The following is a 22753-nucleotide window of genomic DNA, read 5'->3' on the forward strand; positions in this document are numbered from 1 at the left end:
GATTTTTACTTAGTAGATGCCTGATTTAACAGGCCACAAAGCTGATGGGAGAGGACTGAATGAGCAATGACGGCGTAAATGTCGGCCGGCGTCGCTTCCTCGTAGCAGCCACATCCGTGGTGGGTGCTGCAGGAGCGGTGGGGGCGGCAGTCCCGTTTGTGGGGTCGTGGTTCCCTAGTGCCAAGGCGAAAGCCGCTGGCGCACCGGTGAAGGTCAATATTGCTAAGGTTGAGCCAGGTCAGCAGATGATTGCTGAGTGGCGTGGTCAGCCGGTATTCATTGTCCGCCGCACTGAAGAGATTCTGGCGAATCTCAAAAAGATTGACGGCCAGCTTGCTGACCCGGAATCCAAACAATCCGACCAACCTGCAAACTCAACAAATGAATACCGTTCCATCAAGCCGGAAATTCTGGTGTTGATCGGTATTTGCACGCACTTGGGTTGCTCGCCGACGTTCCGTCCTGAAGTCGCACCTGTCGACCTGGGTAAAGATTGGGTGGGTGGTTATTTCTGTCCTTGCCATGGTTCGCACTATGACCTGGCCGGTCGCGTCTACAAGGCACAGCCTGCTCCACTGAACCTGCCAGTGCCGCCTTACTACTACGTAGAGGGCAGTGACAACATCATTGTCGTTGGTCTCGAAGGGGAGAACGCGTAATGAGCAAGTTCATGGATTGGGTAGATGCACGCTTCCCGGCCACTAAGATGTGGGAAGACCATCTCAGCAAGTATTACGCACCGAAGAACTTCAACTTCTTCTACTTTTTCGGCTCGCTCGCGTTACTGGTTCTGGTTAACCAGATCGTAACCGGTGTGTGGTTGACCATGAGCTACACGCCGTCGGCAGAAGAAGCATTCGCTTCTGTCGAATACATCATGCGTGACGTTGAATATGGCTCGATCTTGCGCCTGCTGCACTCTACGGGGGCATCTGCGTTCTTTATCGTGGTGTATCTGCACATGTTCCGTGGCCTGCTCTACGGTTCGTACCAGAAGCCGCGTGAGCTGGTCTGGCTGTTCGGCATGATGATCTATCTGGCCCTGATGGCTGAAGCCTTCATGGGTTACCTGCTGCCTTGGGGACAAATGTCCTACTGGGGCGCCCAGGTGATCATCTCGCTGTTTGGTGCAATTCCGGTCATCGGTAACGACCTGACTCAGTGGATTCGTGGTGACTACCTGATCTCCGGTATTACCCTGAACCGTTTCTTTGCCTTGCACGTAGTGGCTCTGCCTATCGTGATTCTGGGGCTGGTGGTGCTGCACATTCTTGCCTTGCACGAAGTCGGGTCAAACAACCCGGATGGCGTGGATATCAAGAAGCACAAAGATGAAAACGGCATCCCGCTGGACGGCATTCCTTTCCATCCGTACTACACGGTCAAAGACATTGTCGGTGTAGTGGTGTTCCTGTTTGTCTTCTGCTCGATCGTGTTCTTCTTCCCGGAAATGGGTGGTTATTTCCTCGAAAAGCCGAACTTCGAACAAGCGAACGCCTTTAAAACACCGGAACATATTGCACCTGTCTGGTACTTCACTCCGTTCTACGCGATTTTGCGTGCCATCCCTGACAAGCTCATGGGCGTTATTGCCATGGGTGCAGCGATCGCGGTGCTGTTCGTGTTGCCATGGCTGGACCGTAGCCCTGTCAAATCCATGCGCTACAAAGGCTGGATGAGCAAAATTTGGCTGTGGGTATTCTGCATCTCTTTCGTGATTCTGGGTGTGTTGGGCGTATTGGCGCCGACCCCGGGCCGCACGTTGCTGTCGCAGGTGTGTACCTTCCTGTACTTCGCCTACTTCATTTTGATGCCGTTCTACACCAGGCTTGAGAAGACCAAACCGGTTCCGGAAAGGGTGACTGGCTGATGAAAAAGCTATTTGCTGTATTGATGCTTGCTGTTATGCCTGCACTGTCTTTCGCTGCGGAGCAGGGTGTTCAGCTCGACAAAGTCGACATTGATGTGTCTGACAAGGCTGCCATGCAGGACGGCGCACGTACGTTCGCCAACTACTGCATGGGCTGTCACAGTGCCAAGTTCCAGCGCTATGAGCGGGTTGCTGACGACCTGGGCATTCCTCACGACGTCATGCTCGAAAACCTGGTGATGACCGGTGCCAAGATCGGTGATCACATGGACATCGGCATGAAGCCTGAAGATGCCAAGGCCTGGTTCGGCGCGGCACCACCCGATCTGACCCTGGTGGCGCGTGTACGTGGTACTGACTGGCTCTACAGCTACTTGCGCTCGTTCTATGAAGACCCGTCGCGCCCTTGGGGTGTGAACAACAAGGTCTTCCCGAACGTGGGCATGCCAAACGTTCTGGCGCCGCTTCAAGGGCGTCAGGTGATTGGCTGCAAGCAAGTTCAGATCGTCGAAGACGGCAAGAAGCAGTATGATCCGCTCACCGGCACGCCTTTGACACACGAAGCGTGCGACCAGCTGACAGTACTGCCAAAAACCGGCACGCTGACTGAAGAGCAGTTCGACGAGAAGATCAAGAACCTCGTGACCTTCCTGGCCTATTCGGCCAACCCGGTGAAGCTGGAGCATCAGCGCATCGGCACGTACGTTCTGCTCTATCTGGCGTTCTTCTTTGTATTCGCTTATTTGCTCAAGCGTGAGTACTGGAAAGACGTGCACTGATATCGTTACACGCATTGCTGTTTAACGTGTGCGCCCGAGGGTGTCTCTGAACAGGTAGCTGGGCTGGTTGTGGTACACAAGGTCGTTTGATCGTGTGTGCCATCATCATGCAGTTACTGGAGACGCACCTCGGGCGCTTTCGTTTTTCTGCTTCTGATCATTTCAACAAGCGAGGAGGACCGCCATGGGCGTGACCAATCGGTTGGCCTGTTACTCCGACCCCGCCGACCACTATTCCCATCGAGTGCGCATTGTGCTCGCCGAGAAAGGTGTCAGCGCCGAGATCATTAGTGTGGAGGCGGGTCGTCAACCGCCAAAACTGATCGAAGTGAACCCATACGGCAGTTTGCCAACCTTGGTCGATCGTGACCTTGCGTTGTGGGAATCGACTGTAGTGATGGAATACCTGGATGAGCGTTATCCGCATCCGCCTTTGCTGCCGGTCTATCCGGTCGCACGTGCCAACAGCCGTCTGCTGATCCATCGTATCCAGCGTGACTGGTGCGCCTTGGTGGACCTGATTCTGGATTCGCGCACCAAAGAGCCTGCGCGTGTACAGGCGCGTAAAGAGCTGCGCGAGAGCTTGACGGGCGTGTCTGCGTTATTTGCTGACAAACCTTTTTTCCTCAGTGACGAGCAAAGTCTGGTCGACTGCTGTCTATTGCCGATACTCTGGCGTTTGCCTGTTTTGGGTATTGAACTGCCGCGGCCTGCCAAGCCGCTGCTTGATTATATGGAGCGCCAGTTTGCGCGTGAGGCTTTCCAGGCAAGCTTGTCTGGTGTCGAACGCGACATGCGCTAAGGCTTTAGGAGCCCTTGATGAATTCAAGTCGACCTTATCTGGTGCGTGCGCTCTATGAGTGGATTGTTGATAACGACTGCACGCCGCACATGTTGGTAAATTCCGAATACCCGAAGGTGCAAGTCCCTCAGGGTTTTGCCAGTGAAGGGCAAATCGTGTTGAACGTTGCGCCTGCCGCTGTGCGTAATCTGCACATGGATAACGAAGCGGTCAGTTTCGAAGCGCGGTTCGGGGGTGTGCCTCACACGCTGTACGTGCCAATTTCAGCCATTCTGGGGATCTACGCCCGTGAGAATGGCCAAGGCATGGTGTTTGATCTGGAAGAAGCTCTTGAGGCTGATGACGAGATCGAACCGGATGACGATTTGCCGCCTCCGGGCAGCGAGCCTCCGCGTCCTAGCGGTCGGCCAAGTCTGAAAGTGGTGAAGTAATAAAAAAGGCGACCTCACGAGGTCGCCTTTTTTGTGCGTGTTGATTTTCAGGGTCTTGCCTGTCGAACGTGTGCCGATCCGTCATCTGCTTTGTGGCTCGGCACCAGCGTTCGGGTTGGATCAGTCGATGTATTCAAACAGTTTGACGATTTTTTGCACGCCGGATACGCCTTGAACCAGGTTTGTGGCGCGGGTGGCCTCCTGTTTGGTTACCAGGCCCAGCAGATAAACAATGCCATTTTCGGTGACGACTTTGATTCTGGAGCCGGGGATCGCGCCATCAGTCAGCATTTGCGATTTGATCTTGGTCGTTAGCCAGGCGTCGTTATTGCGGGCCAGGATCGAAGAGGGGGCCATGACCTGCAGTTCGTTGTTGACCTTTTTAACGCGCTGAACAGCGGCGGCTGCCTGTTCGGCTTGCGCCTTGAGATCGGCGCGTGGGGTTTGCCCGGCCAGCAGAACGATGCCGTTGTAGCTGGTGACAACGATGTGTGAGCCGTTATCCAGGTCAGGATTGGCTTTCGCGATATTCACCGCCACTTTGGTTTCGATCAATGAATCGTCGATCTTGCTGCCGAAGGTGCGCGTGCCGCGATCATCTTCAATAGGTTTGTCGCGGGTCGCCGTCAGCACCGAGCTGCAGCTGGCAGTCAAACCCAGGCATAAGGTCAGGGCTACTAAGCCAAGGCGATTAAAAGTCATTCTTCACTCCCGAACAGTTGGCTGTCGATCAGATCGCACAAGCAGTGGATCGCCAGCAGGTGGACTTCTTGGATGCGTGCGGTGACCAGAGAGGGCACGCGGATCTCAACGTCTTCGGGCAGCAACAGCGAGGCCATGCCGCCGCCATCACGACCGGTCAGGGCCACGACCGTCATTTCACGGTCGTGCGCGGCCTGAATGGCCTGAATGATGTTGGCCGAGTTGCCGCTTGTGGAGATTGCCAGCAGTACGTCGCCCGGTTGGCCCAAGGCGCGTATCTGCTTGGAGAAAATCTCGTTGAAGCTGTAGTCATTGGCGATTGAGGTGAGGGTCGAGCTGTCAGTTGTCAATGCGATAGCGGGCAGGCTCGGACGTTCGCGCTCGAAACGGTTGAGCAGTTCGGATGAGAAGTGCTGAGCATCGCCCGCCGAACCACCATTGCCGCATGACAGCATTTTGCCTTCGTTTAGCAGGGCATTAACCATCACCTGGCTGGCTTGTTCGATGTGCGGTGCAAGCACTTCCATTGCCTGCTGCTTGGTATCGATACTGGCCTGAAAAAGCAGGCGAATCCGGGATTGCATGTCCATCTATGTGACCTTAAGTAGGGCGGCAGTTCGGGCGTAATCCAGGTATTCCTGAGTGACTTCCCGGTACAAAAAATGTACAGCCTGCCAAGCAAAGCAAAATCGTTGAATAAAGGGTTTTTGAATCGGCCCGCCAGCCCTTCAGCTGTCGAAGGCGTTGCGTAGCCAGTTCATGTCGGGTGTCGAGCTGTCGATGGCAATAACGTCAAACCTGCAAGGGTTATTGGCCCACCGGGATTCTTGCTGCAAAAAGGTTTGAGCGGCCAGTATCAACTTTTGTCGCTTGCGCGCATCGATGCTGGCCAAGGCTCCGCCCCACTGCGCATGTTGCCGGTAACGAACTTCGACGAATACTACTGTATCGCCGTCGAGCATGACCAGATCCAGCTCCCCGCGCTTGCATAGCCAATTGTGGGCCAGCAAGCGTAATCCGTGCTGCTCAAGATGCCGTTGCGCCAGGCGCTCGGCATCTTTGCCTGTTTGTTGGCGTGAGCGCTGGGGCATCAGTGTTGAGTGTCTGGCAGATTTTGAACCTGGCCATTGACGAATTCAGCCCAAGGCAGTTGGCGCTCGATTCGTTGGCTCTGGCTCATGCTCAGACTGCCTGACAGGCCGTCAATGCGGCTGTCTGGTAATGCTTTCAACTGACCCAGGCTGGGTGTCAGGCGATAGGCGTCAACGCCCATTGCATACAGCCGGCCCAAACTGCCGCCTGCTTGCGGCCATTGGGCAGCTACTTGCTGACGCAAAGGGTTGGACGGGTTCAGCAGCCAGGGTGTTTCGCAAAAGCGGATGCCATTCATGTCGTTGTATTGGTTCTGATCGCCACTGGCGCTGAAGACGTGAGACGTGGCGTACACAGGCAGGTCGCCTGCATATTGGTAGTTGAGCGTAGGTTTGATCTGCTGTGCCTGTTGCGGGGTGGCGGCCAGGAAAATGAATTCCATGTCCTGACGGCGGGAAGGATCGCTTGAGTTGCCACTTTTGCGCAGTTGCACCAGGTCAGCCACTTGCTGGGCCAGTGCGACAGGCTTGTCGATGTGCTCGACTCCAACGATGGTGCCGCCATTGGCTTCCCATTCTTGACGGAAAGCTTTGAGTACGCGGTTGCCCCACTCACCTTGCGGCACCATGGCGCCTGCGCGTGTCAGGCCGTCTGCCCGGGCGCGACGTGCAACCTCACGGGCCTCATCTTCAGCGGCCAGGCCAAATTGGAAGAGTTGCGGTGGTGTTTGCGACGCCTCGCTGTAATTGAGTGCGAGGGTGGTAATAGGAAGTTGTGAACGCGCACTCAGTTGTTTGACCAGTGGCTTCTCCAGCGGGCCGACGACCAGTTGAACGCCGTCAGCCTGGGCTTTGCTGTAGAAACTGTCGAGTGAGCCAATGCGCGAGCTGTCATAGAACAGAATCTCGGGCGGGTTCTGACCGGCTTGCTGGGCCTGGTAGTGGGCCGCCACGAAACCGTCGCGCAATGCCTTGCTTACCGAAGCCAGTTGCCCTTCCTGAGGCAGCAGCAGGGCGATTTTGCTCAAGGGTTGGTTGGCCAGTTCTTTGAGCTTGACCAGCGGGGTCGGAAGTTGGATGGCTGCAGGGTGCGCCGGGTTTTGAGCGCGCCATTGATCGATTGCGTTTTGCTGGTCTGCCAGTGTGCCTGCGCTTTTAACGGCGCGGGCAAGTGACATCCAGCCACCCAGCACGTCGTTGCTTTGGGTTTGCAGTTGATCGACCGGCAGTGCTGCCACCAGTGACCAAATTGCATCGTTGTTGCTGTTGGCGGCATCACCGGTCAGCAGTTGGCTCATTGCCGCGCGTTCGCGAGCTGCTGCCAGTGTCTGGCCGTCCGCTTCCAGTGCGCGGGCGTGGACGGTGTGGCTGCGTACCTGCAAATCGGCAGGCATTTCATTGAGTCGCGCGACGCTTGGATGGCTCAGGGCGACCAGCGCTTCTTTGGTTTGATTGCGGCTCATGGCCAGCTCGGCAGACAGTGTGCTGGCAAATACTTGCTGGGCAGGTTTGAGTTGCTCCAGCGTAACCTGCGCCAGGATCTGCTGGGCTCGATCAAAATTATGCTGTTTATAAGCCAGGTCGGCGGCAGACAGTCTCAGCAACGCAGCCTGTTCCGGGTTTTGGCTCTCTGCTGCCTGCTGGAGCAACTGCTCAAGGCTGGCATCAGGCGTACGGGGAAGTTCGCCAAGGCTAGAGGAGGGCGAGCTGGAACAAGCCGCCAACAAGGCAGCGAGGCAGAGGGCAGTGAACAGCCGCAGGCAAGCGATCATGTAGTGTTCCTGATACTCGATCAAATAAGGGGGCGAAGTGTACCCAAGCGCTGGCCGGGGTGCGATGTTACAGACCATAAAGCCTAAATTTAGATGACTTCAGGCGTCTGTGGCGGACAATCTTTTCCGTATATGTCTTTTCTGTCACGCCTCAAAGGTGCTGCGGGCACGGCTCTACGCGCTACAATGGCGCCTTTAACTCTTTTGAGGTGTGCGTTTTGACTGCTCCAGGTGTTGTGAATTCCGTTGTTGGCTCACTTTATGTGGTGGCCACGCCCATCGGTAACCTGGACGATATCAGTGCGCGGGCGCTCAAAGTATTGCGTGATGTCTCGCTAATTGCAGCGGAAGACACGCGCCATTCGCTACGGCTGATGCAGCATTTCGGTATTTCGACGCCGCTGGGTGCGTGTCACGAACACAACGAGCGCGATGAAGGCAGTCGCTTCATTCAGCGGTTGCTGGCAGGCGAAGACGTCGCGCTGATCTCGGATGCCGGAACGCCGTTGATTTCTGATCCGGGCTATCACCTCGTTCGCCAGGCGCGTGCTGCAGGCATTCCTGTCGTCCCCGTGCCAGGAGCCTGCGCCCTGATTGCGGCTTTATCGGCTGCCGGGCTGCCTTCTGATCGCTTCATCTTCGAAGGCTTCCTGCCAGCCAAGGCGGTTGGCCGTCGGACGCGACTTGAACGGCTTAAAGAAGAACCGCGGACCTTGATCTTTTATGAAGCGCCACATCGCATTCTTGAGTGTCTGCAAGATATGGAACTGGTGTTTGGTCCGGATCGTCCGGCGTTGTTGGCCCGGGAACTGACCAAGACCTTCGAGACGCTCAAGGGTTTGCCATTGGCTGAGCTGCGTGAGTTCGTCGAAAGTGACAGCAATCAACAGCGCGGAGAGTGTGTCGTGTTGGTGGCTGGTTGGACCGCCCCTGAAAGCGAAGAGGCAATCAGCAGCGAAGCCATGCGTATTCTTGATCTCTTACTCAAGGAAATGCCCCTCAAACGTGCGGCAGCGTTGGCCGCTGAAATTACCGGTGAGCGCAAGAACGTGCTGTATCAAGTGGCACTTGAGAAACAAAAAGTGAATTGAAAGCCCGGTGTGTTAGGTCGGCCATAGCGTGTTTTTGATGTTTTGCCGGCGCGCGGGCCGTTTTCTGATCGGTGGTTGTGCGCCTTTTACGGCTTTTAAAGCTTGTCCTATACGCTTTGTGCCGTTAATCTTCGCGGCGGAGAGTCGATTGGACAGTCGCTGCCTTCTATGAAAATTAGGGGGGGGAGGAAAGTCCGGGCTCCATAGGGCGAAGTGCCAGGTAATGCCTGGGAGGCGTGAGCCTACGGAAAGTGCCACAGAAAATAACCGCCTAAGCGCTTCGGCGCCGGTAAGGGTGAAAAGGTGCGGTAAGAGCGCACCGCACGTCTGGCAACAGTTCGTGGCTAGGTAAACCCCACTTGGAGCAAGACCAAATAGGGTTCCAAGGCGTGGCCCGCGCTGGAACCGGGTAGGTTGCTAAAGATGTCCAGTGATGGCCATCGTAGACGAATGACTGTTCACGACAGAACCCGGCTTACAGATCGACTCTCCACCTTTTTTTCCTGCTTGCACTGCGAGCAGTTGGCAATATTGAAGACCCGCTCTAACCCCCTCGCTTCAAACACACGAAAATTTCACGAAGTAATGACAAAAAGTTCTTAGTCTTAACAAACTACTTTAAGTTTGAAGTCCAGAGCTTTGAGTTCATTGGCTATCACTCGTCAAATATTCCTTCGCCTTGCTGCTGTACGTCTATTTACCCACCTAAATCTCAGTTCTGTAAGGGTTTTCCTTCGGGTCGCGCCTTGACGGTGTGGTGGGCGCATTCCTATAGTGTGCGCAAGTGGCGAAAAGTGGCATAAAGTGGGTTTTCTAGACGTAAAACGCTAATATTTGGAGAAACGCAGCCGTGTTTCGTGGAGCCAATGCAATCAGTCTCGATGCAAAGGGCCGTCTCGCAATGCCGAGCCGGTACCGTGACGAGTTGATTTCGCGTAGCTCCGGGCAACTGATTGTGACCATTGATGCGGTAGATCCCTGCTTATGTGTGTACCCGCTCGATGAGTGGGAATTGATTGAAACCAAGCTGCGGGCATTGCCTTCGTTGCGTGAAGAGAACCGCCGACTGCAACGCTTGCTGATTGGTAATGCCGTCGACCTTGAGCTCGATGGCAGTGGTCGTTTTCTGGTGCCGCCGCGCTTGCGTGAATATGCCAAGTTGGAAAAGCGCGCGATGTTGGTGGGCCAGCTGAACAAGTTTCAACTGTGGGACGAGGATGCCTGGGAAGCTGTTTCTGCCGCTGACCTTGCAGCTATTCAACAACCGGGCGCGATGCCTGACGAACTGCGTGATTTAATTCTGTGACTATAGATAGCGGCTTCAACCACATCACCGTACTGCTCGACGAAGCCGTAGAGGCTCTCGCCGTACGTCCTGATGGATGCTATCTGGATGGCACCTTCGGTCGCGGCGGACATAGCCGTTTGATACTCCAGAAGCTCGGTCCGCAGGGGCGCCTGCTCGGGTTTGATAAAGATCCACAAGCGATTGCCACAGGGCAAGCGCTGGCGGCCGAAGACGGCCGCTTTGTCATTGTGCAGCGCAGCTTTGCCGAGATGGGCGCTGAGGTGGCTGAGCGTGGGCTGGCTGGCAAAGTCAGCGGCGTTTTGCTGGATTTGGGTGTGTCCTCGCCTCAACTCGATGACCCGCAGCGCGGTTTCAGCTTCATGAACGACGGTCCGCTGGATATGCGTATGGACCCTTCGCAAGGTGTAAGCGCTGCCGAATTCGTGAACACGGCGACCCGTGAAGAAATAGCCCGCGTTTTCAAAGAATATGGCGAAGAGCGTCACGCCTGGCGTATGGCGGGTGCAGTGGTCGATCGGCGTGAAAGCAAGCCGTTCGAGCGCACGGCTGATCTTGCTGAAGTCCTGAAAGTGGCTAACCCCGCGTGGGAAAAGGGCAAGAACCCGGCAACCCGCACGTTCCAGGGCTTGCGCATTCACGTCAATAACGAACTGGGTGATCTGGAAGCGGGCCTTGAGGCCGCTCTGGAATCACTGGAAATCGGCGGCCGTCTGGTCGTCATCAGTTTCCACTCCCTGGAAGACCGCATCGTCAAGCAGTTCATGCGCAAGCTGGTCAAGGGCGAGTCAGACAACCTGCCTCGCGACCTGCCCATTCAGCACGTTGCTTTTATTCCTAAAATCAAAATTCATGGCAAGGCCCTGACGGCCTCCGATGCAGAGCTAAAAGCCAACCCGCGCTCACGCAGTGCTGTCATGCGCGTTGCGGAGAAGCTTCGTTGAACAAGCTCTTTGCCAAGCCACTTCCCGGCGGAAGCTTCTTCATGCTGCTGTTGTTTATTGGCGTGCTGGTTTCGGCTGTCGGCGTTTCATACAGTGCGCACTGGAACCGTCAACTGCTCAACACCCTGTACGGCGAATTGAGTGTGCGTGATAAAGCGCAGGCCGAATGGGGTCGTCTGATCCTTGAGCAAAGCACGTGGACGGCCCACAGCCGTATTGAAACCCTGGCCAGCGAACAGCTGAAGATGCGCATTCCTGGCGCAGCAGAAGTTCGGATGGTGGCGCCATGATCAAACTCGAAGGCGCACTCTTCCCGTGGCGTTTTCGCTTGGTGCTGGCTTTGCTGGCACTGCTGGTAGGCGCGATCGCTTGCCAGATCGTCTATCTGCAAGTGATCGACCATGACTTCCTTAAAGGTCAGGGCGATGCGCGCAGCGTTCGCCATATTCCGATTCCTGCTCACCGTGGCCTGATTACCGACCGCAATGGCGAGCCGTTGGCGGTCAGTACACCTGTAACCACCTTGTGGGCCAACGCCAAGGAAATGCAGGTTGCCAAAGATCGCTGGCCGGCTCTGGCCCATGCGTTGGGCCAGGACCCAAAGGTCCTGACGGCGCGTCTTGAGCAGCAAGCCAACAAAGAATTTATCTACCTGGTGCGCGGCTTGACCCCGGAGCAGGGCCAGGCCGTTCTCGATCTGAAGGTGCCAGGTGTTTATGGCATTGAAGAGTTCCGTCGCTTCTACCCGGCGGGTGAAGTGACAGCCCACATGGTCGGCTTTACAGATATCGACGATAAAGGCCGGGAAGGCGTTGAACTGGCTTACGACGAGTGGCTGGCGGGCGTGGCGGGCAAGCGTCAGGTCATCAAGGACCGACGCGGGCGACTGATCAAAGACGTGCAAGTGACCAAAAACGCCAAGGCAGGGAAGACCTTGGCGTTGTCGATTGACCTGCGCCTCCAATACCTGGCTAACCGGGAGCTGCGCAACGCGCTGGTCGAAAACGGTGCCAAGGCAGGCAGCCTTGTGATCATGGACGTAAAAACCGGCGAGATTCTGGCCATGGTCAATCAGCCTACGTACAACCCGAACAATCGCCGCAACCTGCAACCGGCAATGATGCGTAACCGCGCCATGATCGACGTGTTCGAGCCGGGTTCGACGGTGAAGCCGATTTCCATGAGTGCTGCGCTGGAAACCGGTCGCTGGAAACCGACCGACAAGGTTGAGGTTTATCCCGGTACGTTGCAGCTCGGCAAATACACCATTCGTGACGTATCGCGTACCGAAGGGCCGATTCTCGACCTGACGGGCATCCTGATCAACTCCAGTAACGTGGGCATGAGTAAAGTTGCGTTCGATATCGGCGGTGAGGCGATTTTCCGTCAGATGGCGAAAATGGGCCTGGGGCAAGACACCGGGCTCGGCTTTCCCGGCGAGCGTGTAGGCAACCTGCCGAACTACCGCGAATGGCGCAAAGCCGAAACCGCCACGCTGTCTTATGGCTACGGTGTGTCGGTGACAGCGATTCAGCTGGTGCATGCGTTCTCGGCACTGGCCAACAACGGCAAACTGGCGCCCCTGACACTGCTTAAAACCGACAAACCGGTTCAGTCCACCCAAGTGATGCCTGAACAAGTTGCAAAAACAGTGCAGGGCATGCTGCAGGAAGTGATCGAAAACCCCCGTGGTGTGTGGCGTGCCAAAGTGCCGGCTTACCATGTGGGCGGCAAATCAGGGACGGCGCGCAAGACTTCGTCTGGCGGCGTCAAAGGCTACGCCGTGAACTCCTATCGCTCGTTGTTTGCAGGCTTCGGCCCAATGAATGACCCGCGTTACGCCATCGTGGTGGTGATCGACGAGCCGAGCAAAGCCGGTTACTTCGGTGGTCTGGTATCGGCGCCGGTATTCAGCAAGGTAATGTCCGGCACCCTGCGCCTGATGAACGTCACGCCCGATAACCTGCCGACTGCGGCAGAGCAACAAGCAGCGGCGGCCGCTGCGGCAGCCAAAGGAGGGCGCGGCTAATGTCCTTGAGCCTGAACAAAATATTTCCTCACGCCGGTCACGATTTGTTGATCCGCGAGTTGACCCTTGATAGCCGTAACGTGCGTGCGGGCGACCTGTTCCTTGCCGTGCCGGGCGGCAAGCTCGATGGTCGCGAACACATCGCTGATGCCTTGACCCGAGGCGCGGCCGCTGTTGCTTATGAAGTGGATGGCGCTTCCGTACTGCCCATCACCTCCGTGCCTTTAATTCCGGTCAAAGGCCTTGCTGCGCAGTTGTCGGACATCGCCGGGCGCTTTTATGGCGAGCCGAGCCATCACCTCAATCTGGTGGGTGTCACTGGCACCAATGGTAAAACCAGCGTTACACAACTGGTGGCGCAAGCGCTTGATTTGTTAGGCCAGCACTGCGGCATCGTCGGTACGTTAGGCACCGGCTTTTATGGCGCGCTGCAGAGCGGACGCCACACCACGCCCGATCCGATTGCCGTGCAGGCCATGCTGGCGGACCTGAAAAAAGCCGGCGCGAAAGCGGTGGCAATGGAAGTCTCCTCCCATGGTCTGGATCAGGGGCGGGTCAGTGCATTGGCATTTGATGTGGCAGTCCTCACTAACCTGTCGCGCGATCATCTGGACTACCACGGCACGATGCAGGCGTATGCGCAGGCCAAGGCCCGGCTGTTTGCATGGCCGACCCTGCGCTGCCGGGTACTGAATCTGGATGATGCGTTTGGTCGCGAGCTTGCCGCTGAACAGCCCGACTCCCGCCTGATCAGCTATAGCCTCGAAGACAGCAGCGCCTCTTTGTATTGTTTCGACGCAACGTTTGACGATGACGGTGTGCGTGCCACCGTGAGAACGGCTCAAGGTGAGCACCTGCTGCGCAGTGCCTTGCTCGGTCGTTTTAACTTGAGCAACGTATTGGCCGCCATTGGTGCCTTGATGGGGCTGGATTACCCGCTGGATGAAATTTTAAACGTGCTGCCAAAGCTAGAAGGTCCGGTCGGTCGCATGCAGCGTTTGGGCGGCGGTTCCAAGCCGTTGGTAGTGGTTGATTACGCGCATACCCCTGACGCGCTGGAAAAAGTTCTGCTGGCCCTGCGTCCTCATGCCAAAGGCCAATTGCAGTGCCTGTTTGGCTGCGGCGGTGATCGCGATCGCGGTAAGCGCCCGCTGATGGCTGAGGTGGTAGAGCGTTTGGCTGACACCGTTCTGGTCACCGACGACAACCCGCGTACGGAAGACCCTGCGCAGATTTTCGCTGATATCCGCACCGGTTTTGCCGACGACTCCAACGTCACCTTCGTTGCCGGGCGTGGCAAAGCCATTGCGCAGATCATTGCCCGCGCCAATGCAGATGACGTAATCGTGCTGGCGGGTAAAGGGCACGAGGACTATCAGGAAATCAACGGCGAACGCCATGCTTTCTCCGATCTGGTCGAAGCCGAAAATGCCTTGCTCGCCTGGGAGGCCGACCATGCTTAAGCCTTTGTTGTTGAGCGAAGTCAGCACAGCCCTCGCGGGGCATCTGCTTAACGCGGATGCAACCTTTAAGGGTGTCAGCATCGACAGCCGTGCGATTACCAAGGGGCAATTGTTCATTGCCCTGACAGGCCCGCGTTTTGACGGGCATGACTACTTGAACGAAGTGGCGGCCAAGGGCGCTGTTGCCGCGCTGGTCGAGCGGGAAGTGCCTGAGTCGGCCTTGCCCCAATTGATCGTCAAAGACACCCGCGTTGCGTTGGGCCAACTGGGGGCGCTGAATCGTGCTAGCTATGACAAGCCGGTGGCTGCGATTACAGGTTCCAGTGGCAAAACCACGGTCAAGGAAATGCTCGCATGCATCCTGCGCACGCGCGGTCCCGTGTTGGCAACCAAGGGTAATTTGAATAACGACCTCGGCGTGCCATTGACCCTCATGGAGCTGGCGCCCGAGCATACAGCCGCCGTGATTGAGCTGGGCGCGTCGCGTCTGGGTGAAATCGCGTACACCGTCGGTCTCACGCGCCCGCACGTGGCGGTGCTGAACAACGCAGGCACTGCGCATGTCGGTGAATTTGGCGGCCCGGAAAAAATCGTCGAAGCCAAAGGGGAAATCATCGAAGGGCTGGCGGCTGACGGCGTTGCTGTGCTCAATCTGGATGACAAGGCATTTGGTATCTGGAAGGCCCGTGCCGGTGAGCGCAAGGTCCTGACATTCGCCCTGAGCAATGTTCAAGCGGATTTTCATGCCAGCCAATTGACCCGTGATGCACGGGGTTGCCCGGCGTTTATGTTGCACAGCCCGGCGGGCGTGGAACACGTTCAGCTCAACCTGTTGGGCAGTCATAACGTGGCCAATGCTCTGGCCGCAGCGGCGGCAGCTCATGCGCTGGGCGTCTCGCTGTTTGGCATCGTTTCTGGCTTGAACGCGGTGCAACCGGTCAAGGGGCGGGCTGTGGCTCAACTGACCCCGTCCGGACTACGAATTATTGATGACACTTACAACGCAAACCCCACCTCAATGTGCGCTGCCGTTGATATACTCGCCGCCTTTTCCGGCCGCACCGTCCTGGTGCTCGGAGATATTGGCGAGCTGGGTGAGTGGGCGGAGCAAGGACATCGTGAAGTAGGCGCTTATGCCGCCGACAAGGTTTCAGCGCTCTATGCGGTGGGGCCGATGATGGCTCATGCCGTCGCTGCATTTGGACACCAGGCTCGTCACTTCGCCAATCAGGCTGACCTGATCAAGGCGCTTCGCGCTGAGCACGAAACAAACACCACTATTTTGATCAAGGGCTCGCGTAGCGCTGCGATGGAAAACGTCGTTGCGGCGCTGTGCGGTTCCAGCGGGGAGAAACATTAATGCTGCTGCTGCTAGCGGAGTATCTGCAACAGTTCTACAAGGGCTTCGCGGTCTTCCAGTACTTGTCCCTGCGGGGAATTCTCGGGGTACTGACCGCGCTGTCTTTGTCACTGTGCCTCGGGCCGTGGATGATCCGCACCCTGCAAAACCGTCAAATCGGCCAATCTGTACGTAACGACGGTCCGCAATCGCACTTGTCAAAATCCGGCACCCCCACCATGGGCGGCGCGTTGATTCTGTCCGCCATTACCATCAGCACCCTGCTGTGGGCAGACCTGAGCAACCGTTATGTGTGGGTGGTGATGCTGGTCACCCTGCTGTTCGGTGCCATCGGCTGGGTCGATGACTACCGCAAAGTGATCGAGAAAAACTCCCGCGGCCTTCCGAGCCGCTGGAAGTATTTCTGGCAATCGGTGTTCGGCCTGGGCGCCGCGATCTTCCTGTACATGACAGCACCGAGCGCGGTCGAAACCACCCTGATCCTGCCGATCCTCAAAGATGCCAGCATTCCGTTGGGCATTGGCTTCGTGGTGCTGACCTACTTCGTGATTGTGGGCTCAAGCAACGCAGTCAACCTGACTGACGGCCTCGATGGCCTGGCAATCATGCCGACCGTGATGGTGGGTGGGGCGCTGGGCATCTTCTGCTACCTGTCGGGCAACGTGAAGTTTGCCGACTACCTGCTGATCCCTTACGTGCCGGGTGCCGGCGAATTGATCGTCTTCTGCGGCGCGTTGATCGGCGCCGGTCTTGGGTTTCTGTGGTTCAACACATACCCGGCCCAAGTCTTCATGGGCGACGTCGGCGCGCTGGCGCTGGGCGCCGCGTTGGGCACCATCGCGGTCATCGTGCGTCAGGAAATCGTGCTGTTCATCATGGGGGGCGTGTTCGTGATGGAGACCCTTTCCGTGGTGATCCAGGTCGCGTCTTTCAAGCTGACCGGCAAGCGTGTGTTCCGTATGGCGCCCATTCACCACCACTTTGAACTCAAGGGCTGGCCCGAGCCGCGTGTGATCGTCCGTTTCTGGATCATCACCGTGATTCTTGTGTTGATCGGCCTTGCCACATTGAAGCTGAGGTAGAACCTGTGTCTCTGATCGCTTCTGACCACTTCCGCATCGTTGTCGGCCTCGGCAAGAGCGGCATGTCCCTGGTGCGCTTTCTGGCGCGTCAGGGCGTGTCGTTTGCCGTCGCCGACACGCGGGAAAACCCACCGGAGCTGGCCACGCTGCGCCGTGACTACCCGCAAGTGGAAGTGCGTTGTGGCGAGCTGGATGTCGAGTTTCTGTGCCGTGCCGACGAGCTGTATGTGAGCCCGGGCCTGGCGCTGGCTACCCCGGCTTTGCAAGCAGCGGCTGCCCGCGGCGTGAAGCTGTCGGGTGACATTGACCTGTTCGCGCGTAACGCGAAAGCGCCCATCGTTGCAATCAGCGGTTCCAACGCCAAGAGCACCGTAACGACACTGGTTGGCGAGATGGCAGTGGCGGCAGGCAAGCGTGTGGCGGTCGGGGGCAACCTCGGCATGCCCGCACTCGACCTGCTCAGCGACGACGTTGAGTTGTACGTGATGGAACTGTCGAGCTTCCAGCTTGAAACCACCCATCAGTTGGGCGCTGAAGTGGCCACCGTGCTCAACGTCAGCGAAGACCACATGGACCGTTACAGTGGCTTGCCCGCGTATCACTTGGCCAAGCACCGGATCTTCCGGGGGGCTCGCCAAGTGGTGGTCAACCGTCAGGACGCGCTGACCCGCCCGCTGATGAGTGACGGCCTGCCGTGCTGGACATTCGGTCTTGGCGCACCGGATTTCAAAGCGTTCGGCTTGCGTGAAGAAAACGGCGAAAAATACCTCGCCTTTGAATTTCAAAACCTCATGCCCGTGCGTGAGCTGAAAGTGCGCGGTGCCCACAATCAGGCCAACGCCCTGGCTGCTCTGGCGCTGGGCCATGCGGTGGGGTTGCCGTTCGACGCGATGCTGTCGAGCTTGCGCACTTTCACCGGCCTTGAGCATCGCTGCCAGTGGGTTCGCGAGCTGGACGGCGTGAGTTACTACAACGATTCCAAAGCGACCAACGTAGGCGCGGCATTGGCCGCCATCGACGGTCTGGGCATGGACATGGACGGCAAGCTCGTCCTGATCGCCGGGGGGGACGGCAAAGGCGCCGATTTTAGCGGTCTGCGTGATTCCGTGACTCGTTACTGCCGTGCCGTGGTACTGATCGGCCGGGATGCCGACCTGATTGCCGACGCACTGGGCGATGCTGTGCCTCAAGTACGCGCTGCTTCGCTGGATGAGGCCATTGCCCAATGCCGCGCGCTGGCCCAGCCCGGTGATGCTGTCTTGCTATCGCCCGCCTGCGCCAGTTTCGACATGTTCAAAAACTATGAAGAGCGCGGCCAGTTGTTCGCCCGTGCAGTGGGGGCCCTGGCATGATCTTCGGCGTCCTCAAACCCTATCCTTCACCGCTGATCACGGGCCGTGGCATTGACCTCGACTTCCCGCTGCTCGCCGGTTGCCTGGCCTTGCTGGGCCTGGGTCTGGTGATGATCACCTCGGCATCGTCCGAAGTGGCGGCGTTGCAATCGGGCAACACGCTGTATCACATGATTCGCCACCTGTTTTACATCGTGCTCGGTCTCGGTGCCTGCATCCTGACGATGATGGTCCCGATTGCGACTTGGCAGCGTTGGGGCTGGATGTTGTTGGTCGGAGCATTTGGCCTGTTGGTCATGGTGCTGTTGCCCGGCATTGGGCGTGAGGTCAACGGCTCGATGCGCTGGATCGGGTTCAGTTTTTTCAACGTTCAGCCGTCTGAAATTGCCAAGGTCTTCGTGGTGATTTACCTGGCTGGTTACCTGGTGCGCCGCCAGAAAGAAGTCCGCGAAAGCTGGATGGGCTTTTTCAAACCGTTCATCGTGTTGCTGCCCATGGCGGGCCTGTTGCTGATGGAGCCCGACTTCGGCGCCACTGTCGTGATGATGGGGGCGGCGGCTGCCATGCTGTTTCTGGGCGGGGTTGGGCTTTTCCGCTTTGCCCTGATGGTGGCGCTCGCGGTAGGTGCGGTGTTCGTGCTGGTTCAGGCGCAACCCTACCGGATGGCACGTTTGATCACCTTTACCGACCCATGGTCTGACCAGTTTGGTTCGGGCTATCAGTTGACTCAGGCGCTGATCGCGTTTGGTCGTGGCGAGTGGTTCGGCGTCGGTCTGGGCAACAGCGTACAGAAGCAGTTCTACCTGCCCGAAGCCCATACCGACTTCGTGTTCTCCGTGCTGGCCGAAGAGCTGGGCGTGGTGGGTTCGCTCCTCACCGTGGCCCTGTTCGTGTTTGTCTGTGTGCGCGGGATGTACATCGGAATGTGGGCCGAGCGCGCCAAGCAATATTTCGCGGCCTACATGGCGTACGGCTTGTCCTTCCTGTGGATCGGCCAATTCCTGATCAACATCGGGGTGAACGTGGGCTTGCTGCCTACCAAAGGGCTGACTCTACCGTTCCTCAGTTATGGCGGCAGTTCGTTGGTGATTTGCTGTGTGTGCATGGGGTTGTTGCTGCGCATTGAATGGGAGAGTCGTACCCACTTGGGCAGTGAAGACACCGAGTTTAAAGAAAGCGACTTCGCAGAGGAGCCGAACCATGGGCGCTAATGTGCTGATCATGGCAGGCGGCACCGGCGGACACGTGTTCCCGGCTTTGGCCTGTGCGCGCGAATTTGAAGCCCGTGGTTACACCGTGCACTGGCTCGGTACACCGCGCGGTATCGAAAACGAACTGGTTGAACCTGCCGGTTTCACCTTGCACCGGATCAACGTCACCGGCCTGCGGGGCAAGAGCAAACTGTCGTTGCTCAAGGCGCCCTTCGTATTGCTCAAGGCGTTGATGCAGGCGCGTGCAATCATTCGTCAGCTCAAGCCCGTGTGCGTGCTGGGTTTTGGCGGGTACGTGACTGGCCCCGGCGGTTTAGCCGCCAAAACCTGTGGCGTTCCGGTGATCATCCATGAGCAAAACGCCGTGGCCGGCACCGCTAACCGCCTGCTATTGCCGATGACGCAGCGCGTGCTCGAAGCTTTCCCGGAGACCTTTGAGCCCTCAGACAAACGCCGCACCACCGGCAACCCGGTGCGCGCCGAACTGTTTTCCCTGGCGCCACGCACGCCTTTGCACGGTCGCAAGGCACGTTTGCTGGTGTTGGGCGGCAGCCTTGGGGCCGAGCCGCTGAACAAGTTGCTGCCTGAAGCGCTGGCCCACGTGCCGGCCGAGGTGCGTCCTGAAGTGTTTCATCAGGCCGGCAAGCAACACGACCAGATTACCGCCGAGCGCTACACAGCGGTTGGTGTGGAGGCTCAAGTACAGCCTTTCATTAAAGACATGGCCCACGCTTATGGCTGGGCCGACCTGGTGGTTTGTCGCGCAGGCGCGCTGACCGTCAGTGAACTGGCTGCGGCCGGTCTGCCTTCGCTGTTGGTGCCGTTGCCCCACGCGATTGACGACCATCAGAGCCGTAATGCCGACTTTTTGGCCCGGGAAGGCGCGGCTTTCCTGATGCCACAAGCGACGACTGGCGCAGCCGATCTGGCTGCACGCCTGACAGAGGTTTTGATGCAACCGGAACGACTGAACAGCATGGCGACCAATGCTCGCCGCCTGGCAAAACCTGATGCGACCCGCAACGTTGTCGATATCTGCCTGGAGGTGGCCAATGGTTGAGAATCAAAAAGCCATGCCACAACCGGAAATGCGCCGTATCCGTCGCATCCACTTTGTCGGTATCGGCGGCGTGGGCATGTGCGGTATCGCTGAAGTGTTGCTGAACCTGGGTTATCAGGTGTCGGGCTCTGACCTGAATGCATCGCCTGTGACCGAACGCCTTGAGTCGTTCGGTGCGCACATTTATATCGGCCACCGCGCCGAAAACGCCGCCAACGCCGATGTGTTGGTGGTGTCGAGTGCCGTCAATACCTCGAACCCGGAAGTGGCCAGCGCGCTTGAGCGTCGCATTCCGGTCGTGCCGCGTGCCGAGATGCTGGCTGAACTGATGCGCTATCGTCACGGGATTGCCGTGGCCGGTACGCACGGCAAAACCACCACCACCAGCCTGTTGGCCTCTGTGTTTGCCGCCGGTGGATTGGACCCGACATTTGTGATTGGTGGTCGGCTGAATGCAGCAGGCACCAATGCACAACTGGGCACCAGCCGTTACCTGATTGCCGAAGCCGACGAGAGCGATGCCAGCTTCCTGCATCTGCAGCCGCTGGTAGCTGTGGTCACTAACATCGACGCTGACCACATGGCGACCTATGAAGGCGACTTCAACAAACTGAAGAAAACCTTCGTCGAATTCCTGCACAACTTGCCGTTCTATGGCCTGGCCGTGCTGTGCCTGGACGATCCGGTGGTGCGTGAAATCCTGCCGCTGGTCAAGCGCCCGACCGTGACCTATGGCTTCAGCGAAAACGCTGACGTGCGTGCAATCAATGTACGCCAGCAAGGCATGCAAACATTCTTCACCGTGCTGCGCCCTGACCGTGAGCCGCTGGATGTGTCGGTCAACATGCCGGGCAACCACAACGTGCTCAATGCGTTGGCGACCATCTGCATTGCCAGCGATGAAGGCATCAGCGATGACGCCATCGTTCAGGGGCTGTCGGGCTTCCAGGGTGTGGGCCGTCGCTTTCAAGTGTATGGCGAGCTGCCAGTCGACGGCGGCAGCGTGATGCTGGTCGACGACTATGGCCACCACCCGACGGAAGTCGCCGCCGTGATCAAAGCCGTACGGGGTGGCTGGCCTGAGCGTCGTCTGGTGATGGTCTACCAGCCGCACCGTTTCAGTCGCACCCGCGATCTGTATGACGACTTTGTGCAGGTGCTGGCCGATGCCAACGTGCTGTTGCTGATGGAAGTCTACCCGGCGGGCGAAGAACCGATCCCGGGTGCTGACAGCCGCCAGTTGTGCCACAGCATCCGCCAACGCGGCCAGTTGGACCCGATCTACATTGAGCGCGGCGTTGAGCTGGCGCCGATCGTCAAGCCGCTGTTGCGCGCGGGCGACATCCTGCTGTGTCAGGGGGCTGGTGATATCGGTCGTCTGGCGCCGCAACTCATTAAAAGTCCGTTGTTTGCCGGTGCTACCGTGGCAGCCAGCGAAGGGAAGTTGAAATGACTGCAGCCTACGCCAACCTGTTTTCGACCATTGCCCCCGCAGACTTCGGCCGCGTAGCGGTGCTGTTCGGCGGTAAAAGCGCTGAGCGTGAAGTGTCGCTCAAGTCTGGCAATGCGGTCTTGAATGCGCTGCAAAGCGCCGGCGTGGATGCGTTCGGCATTGACGTGGGCGATGACTTCATCACCCGTATCACCCACGAAAAAATTGACCGTGCGTTCATCATTCTGCATGGTCGTGGCGGTGAAGACGGCAGCATGCAGGGCCTGCTGGAATGCCTTGGCATTCCTTACACCGGCAGCGGCATCCTGGCGTCAGCCTTGGCAATGGACAAGTTGCGCACCAAACAGGTGTGGCACAGCCTGGGTATTCCGACCCCGCGCCATGCCGTATTGAGCACTGAAGCCGATTGTATTTCTGCGGCGAAGGAACTGTGCTTCCCTTTGATCGTCAAACCGGCCCATGAAGGTTCAAGTATCGGTATGGCCAAAGTGAACAGCGTTGACGAGTTGATCAGCGCATGGGCCGACGCCAGCAAGTACGATTCGCAAGTGTTGGTCGAACAATGGATCTCGGGTCCTGAGTTCACCATCGCCACCCTGCGTGACCAGGTGTTGCCTCCGATTGCCCTGGGCACCCCGCATACGTTCTACGACTACGACGCCAAATACGTGGCCAACGATACCCAGTATCGCGTGCCATGCGGTCTCGATAGCGCCAAGGAGCAAGAGCTCATGGACCTCACGGCAAAAGCCTGTGAGGCGATCGGTATCGCCGGTTGGGGCCGTCTGGATGTCATGCAGGACGCCGATGGCCAGTTCTGGCTGCTGGAAGTCAACACCGCGCCGGGCATGACCGATCACAGCCTGGTGCCGATGGCGGCCAAGGCTGCCGGTCTCGATTTTCAACAGTTGGTGCTGTCGATTCTGGCAGCCAGTGTAGAGCGGCGAGGTTAAGT

General features: G+C 57.8%; 22 protein-coding genes and 1 other RNA gene. 19 read left to right on the forward strand and 4 right to left on the reverse strand.

The annotated features are described in order from the left end of the window. The first annotated feature begins 59 nt into the window (after positions 1-59). The 5 genes from petA to IF654_RS04820 all read left to right on the forward strand — a co-directional run bounded on the left by petA (position 60) and on the right by IF654_RS04820 (position 3882). Positions 60-659, forward strand: a complete 600-nt coding sequence (gene petA, locus IF654_RS04800; protein ID WP_194862717.1) for a ubiquinol-cytochrome c reductase iron-sulfur subunit — start codon at positions 60-62, stop codon at positions 657-659. Further along, positions 659-1870 carry a cytochrome b gene (locus tag IF654_RS04805; RefSeq protein WP_047273766.1) on the forward strand — a complete coding sequence of 404 codons (1212 nt, stop codon included), beginning with the start codon at positions 659-661 and terminating at the stop codon, positions 1868-1870. The genes petA and IF654_RS04805 overlap by 1 nt, the downstream gene beginning before the upstream one ends. Continuing rightward, positions 1870-2649: a cytochrome c1 gene (locus tag IF654_RS04810; protein ID WP_047273767.1), complete on the forward strand. Its 780-nt coding sequence runs from the start codon at positions 1870-1872 to the stop codon at positions 2647-2649. Before IF654_RS04805 ends, IF654_RS04810 begins: the two co-directional genes overlap by 1 nt. 184 nt (positions 2650-2833) lie before the next feature. Then, on the forward strand, positions 2834-3451 hold the full coding sequence (locus tag IF654_RS04815; protein ID WP_016779514.1) for a glutathione S-transferase N-terminal domain-containing protein: 618 nt from the start codon (positions 2834-2836) through the stop codon (positions 3449-3451). 17 nt (positions 3452-3468) lie between these two features. Next, positions 3469-3882: a ClpXP protease specificity-enhancing factor gene (locus tag IF654_RS04820; protein ID WP_047273768.1), complete on the forward strand. Its 414-nt coding sequence runs from the start codon at positions 3469-3471 to the stop codon at positions 3880-3882. A gap of 120 nt (positions 3883-4002) precedes the next feature. Here IF654_RS04820 and IF654_RS04825 read toward each other — a convergent pair whose 3' ends face one another. The 4 genes from IF654_RS04825 to IF654_RS04840 all read right to left on the reverse strand — a co-directional run bounded on the left by IF654_RS04825 (position 4003) and on the right by IF654_RS04840 (position 7447). After that, entirely contained in the window at positions 4003-4584 is a 582-nt protein-coding gene (locus IF654_RS04825; protein ID WP_194862716.1) for a BON domain-containing protein, read from the reverse strand. Further along, complete coding sequence (locus IF654_RS04830; protein ID WP_047273770.1) at positions 4581-5174, reverse strand: phosphoheptose isomerase; 594 nt, start codon at positions 5172-5174, stop codon at positions 4581-4583. Before IF654_RS04830 ends, IF654_RS04825 begins: the two co-directional genes overlap by 4 nt. Before the next feature lie 138 nt (positions 5175-5312). Continuing rightward, positions 5313-5675 carry a YraN family protein gene (locus IF654_RS04835; RefSeq protein ID WP_047273771.1) on the reverse strand — a complete coding sequence of 121 codons (363 nt, stop codon included), beginning with the start codon at positions 5673-5675 and terminating at the stop codon, positions 5313-5315. Next, positions 5675-7447, reverse strand: coding sequence for a penicillin-binding protein activator (locus tag IF654_RS04840; protein WP_094987415.1), 1773 nt, complete (start codon positions 7445-7447; stop codon positions 5675-5677). The genes IF654_RS04835 and IF654_RS04840 overlap by 1 nt, the downstream gene beginning before the upstream one ends. 218 nt (positions 7448-7665) lie before the next feature. Here IF654_RS04840 and rsmI point away from each other — a divergent pair, with 218 nt between their 5' ends. The 14 genes from rsmI to IF654_RS04910 all read left to right on the forward strand — a co-directional run bounded on the left by rsmI (position 7666) and on the right by IF654_RS04910 (position 22751). Next, positions 7666-8538: a 16S rRNA (cytidine(1402)-2'-O)-methyltransferase gene (gene rsmI, locus IF654_RS04845; protein WP_047273773.1), complete on the forward strand. Its 873-nt coding sequence runs from the start codon at positions 7666-7668 to the stop codon at positions 8536-8538. Between the two features lie 140 nt (positions 8539-8678). Continuing rightward, positions 8679-9032, forward strand: an RNA gene (gene rnpB / locus IF654_RS04850) — RNase P RNA component class A. A gap of 356 nt (positions 9033-9388) precedes the next feature. Then, on the forward strand, positions 9389-9844 hold the full coding sequence (gene mraZ, locus IF654_RS04855) for a division/cell wall cluster transcriptional repressor MraZ (protein ID WP_047273774.1): 456 nt from the start codon (positions 9389-9391) through the stop codon (positions 9842-9844). Next, on the forward strand, positions 9841-10788 hold the full coding sequence (gene rsmH, locus IF654_RS04860; RefSeq protein ID WP_047273775.1) for a 16S rRNA (cytosine(1402)-N(4))-methyltransferase RsmH: 948 nt from the start codon (positions 9841-9843) through the stop codon (positions 10786-10788). Before mraZ ends, rsmH begins: the two co-directional genes overlap by 4 nt. Beyond that, a complete protein-coding gene (gene ftsL, locus IF654_RS04865) occupies positions 10785-11078 on the forward strand; it encodes a cell division protein FtsL (protein WP_019823808.1) in 294 nt (97 codons plus the stop codon). Before rsmH ends, ftsL begins: the two co-directional genes overlap by 4 nt. Next, positions 11075-12817 (forward strand): peptidoglycan D,D-transpeptidase FtsI family protein, encoded by a 1743-nt coding sequence (locus IF654_RS04870; RefSeq protein WP_047273778.1) that lies wholly within the window; start codon positions 11075-11077, stop codon positions 12815-12817. The genes ftsL and IF654_RS04870 overlap by 4 nt, the downstream gene beginning before the upstream one ends. Next, positions 12817-14280, forward strand: a complete 1464-nt coding sequence (locus IF654_RS04875; RefSeq protein WP_047278900.1) for a UDP-N-acetylmuramoyl-L-alanyl-D-glutamate--2,6-diaminopimelate ligase — start codon at positions 12817-12819, stop codon at positions 14278-14280. The genes IF654_RS04870 and IF654_RS04875 overlap by 1 nt, the downstream gene beginning before the upstream one ends. Next, positions 14273-15640 carry a UDP-N-acetylmuramoyl-tripeptide--D-alanyl-D-alanine ligase gene (locus IF654_RS04880; RefSeq protein ID WP_169895664.1) on the forward strand — a complete coding sequence of 456 codons (1368 nt, stop codon included), beginning with the start codon at positions 14273-14275 and terminating at the stop codon, positions 15638-15640. The genes IF654_RS04875 and IF654_RS04880 overlap by 8 nt, the downstream gene beginning before the upstream one ends. Next, entirely contained in the window at positions 15640-16722 is a 1083-nt protein-coding gene (gene mraY, locus IF654_RS04885) for a phospho-N-acetylmuramoyl-pentapeptide-transferase (protein ID WP_047273782.1), read from the forward strand. The genes IF654_RS04880 and mraY overlap by 1 nt, the downstream gene beginning before the upstream one ends. Before the next feature lie 5 nt (positions 16723-16727). After that, complete coding sequence (gene murD, locus IF654_RS04890; protein ID WP_047273784.1) at positions 16728-18074, forward strand: UDP-N-acetylmuramoyl-L-alanine--D-glutamate ligase; 1347 nt, start codon at positions 16728-16730, stop codon at positions 18072-18074. Continuing rightward, positions 18074-19285: a putative lipid II flippase FtsW gene (gene ftsW / locus IF654_RS04895; protein ID WP_169835820.1), complete on the forward strand. Its 1212-nt coding sequence runs from the start codon at positions 18074-18076 to the stop codon at positions 19283-19285. Before murD ends, ftsW begins: the two co-directional genes overlap by 1 nt. Continuing rightward, positions 19275-20345, forward strand: a complete 1071-nt coding sequence (gene murG, locus IF654_RS04900; RefSeq protein ID WP_047273786.1) for an undecaprenyldiphospho-muramoylpentapeptide beta-N-acetylglucosaminyltransferase — start codon at positions 19275-19277, stop codon at positions 20343-20345. Before ftsW ends, murG begins: the two co-directional genes overlap by 11 nt. After that, the gene (murC, locus tag IF654_RS04905; RefSeq protein WP_047273787.1) at positions 20338-21798 is read left to right on the forward strand and encodes a UDP-N-acetylmuramate--L-alanine ligase; all 1461 of its coding nucleotides are present in this window, start codon (positions 20338-20340) and stop codon (positions 21796-21798) included. Before murG ends, murC begins: the two co-directional genes overlap by 8 nt. Continuing rightward, the gene (locus tag IF654_RS04910; RefSeq protein WP_047273788.1) at positions 21795-22751 is read left to right on the forward strand and encodes a D-alanine--D-alanine ligase; all 957 of its coding nucleotides are present in this window, start codon (positions 21795-21797) and stop codon (positions 22749-22751) included. The genes murC and IF654_RS04910 overlap by 4 nt, the downstream gene beginning before the upstream one ends. Positions 22752-22753 lie beyond the last annotated feature (2 nt).

The organism is Pseudomonas lundensis, from assembly GCF_015377145.2.
GTDB lineage: Bacteria > Pseudomonadota > Gammaproteobacteria > Pseudomonadales > Pseudomonadaceae > Aquipseudomonas > Aquipseudomonas lundensis.

Bases quoted from the DNA above. Each gene is read 5' to 3' on its own strand.
- petA (WP_194862717.1), top strand. From the start codon at position 60: ATGAGCAATGACGGCGTAAATGTCGGCCGGCGTCGCTTCCTCGTAGCA.
- IF654_RS04880 (WP_169895664.1), top strand. From the start codon at position 14,273: ATGCTTAAGCCTTTGTTGTTGAGCGAAGTCAGCACAGCCCTCGCGGGG.
- mraY (WP_047273782.1), top strand. From the start codon at position 15,640: ATGCTGCTGCTGCTAGCGGAGTATCTGCAACAGTTCTACAAGGGCTTC.
- IF654_RS04840 (WP_094987415.1), bottom strand. From the start codon at position 7,447: ATGATCGCTTGCCTGCGGCTGTTCACTGCCCTCTGCCTCGCTGCCTTG.
- IF654_RS04810 (WP_047273767.1), top strand. From the start codon at position 1,870: ATGAAAAAGCTATTTGCTGTATTGATGCTTGCTGTTATGCCTGCACTG.
- murC (WP_047273787.1), top strand. From the start codon at position 20,338: ATGGTTGAGAATCAAAAAGCCATGCCACAACCGGAAATGCGCCGTATC.
- IF654_RS04830 (WP_047273770.1), bottom strand. From the start codon at position 5,174: ATGGACATGCAATCCCGGATTCGCCTGCTTTTTCAGGCCAGTATCGAT.
- IF654_RS04870 (WP_047273778.1), top strand. From the start codon at position 11,075: ATGATCAAACTCGAAGGCGCACTCTTCCCGTGGCGTTTTCGCTTGGTG.
- IF654_RS04815 (WP_016779514.1), top strand. From the start codon at position 2,834: ATGGGCGTGACCAATCGGTTGGCCTGTTACTCCGACCCCGCCGACCAC.
- IF654_RS04825 (WP_194862716.1), bottom strand. From the start codon at position 4,584: ATGACTTTTAATCGCCTTGGCTTAGTAGCCCTGACCTTATGCCTGGGT.
- murG (WP_047273786.1), top strand. From the start codon at position 19,275: ATGGGCGCTAATGTGCTGATCATGGCAGGCGGCACCGGCGGACACGTG.
- IF654_RS04805 (WP_047273766.1), top strand. From the start codon at position 659: ATGAGCAAGTTCATGGATTGGGTAGATGCACGCTTCCCGGCCACTAAG.
- IF654_RS04875 (WP_047278900.1), top strand. From the start codon at position 12,817: ATGTCCTTGAGCCTGAACAAAATATTTCCTCACGCCGGTCACGATTTG.
- IF654_RS04820 (WP_047273768.1), top strand. From the start codon at position 3,469: ATGAATTCAAGTCGACCTTATCTGGTGCGTGCGCTCTATGAGTGGATT.
- IF654_RS04835 (WP_047273771.1), bottom strand. From the start codon at position 5,675: ATGCCCCAGCGCTCACGCCAACAAACAGGCAAAGATGCCGAGCGCCTG.
- IF654_RS04910 (WP_047273788.1), top strand. From the start codon at position 21,795: ATGACTGCAGCCTACGCCAACCTGTTTTCGACCATTGCCCCCGCAGAC.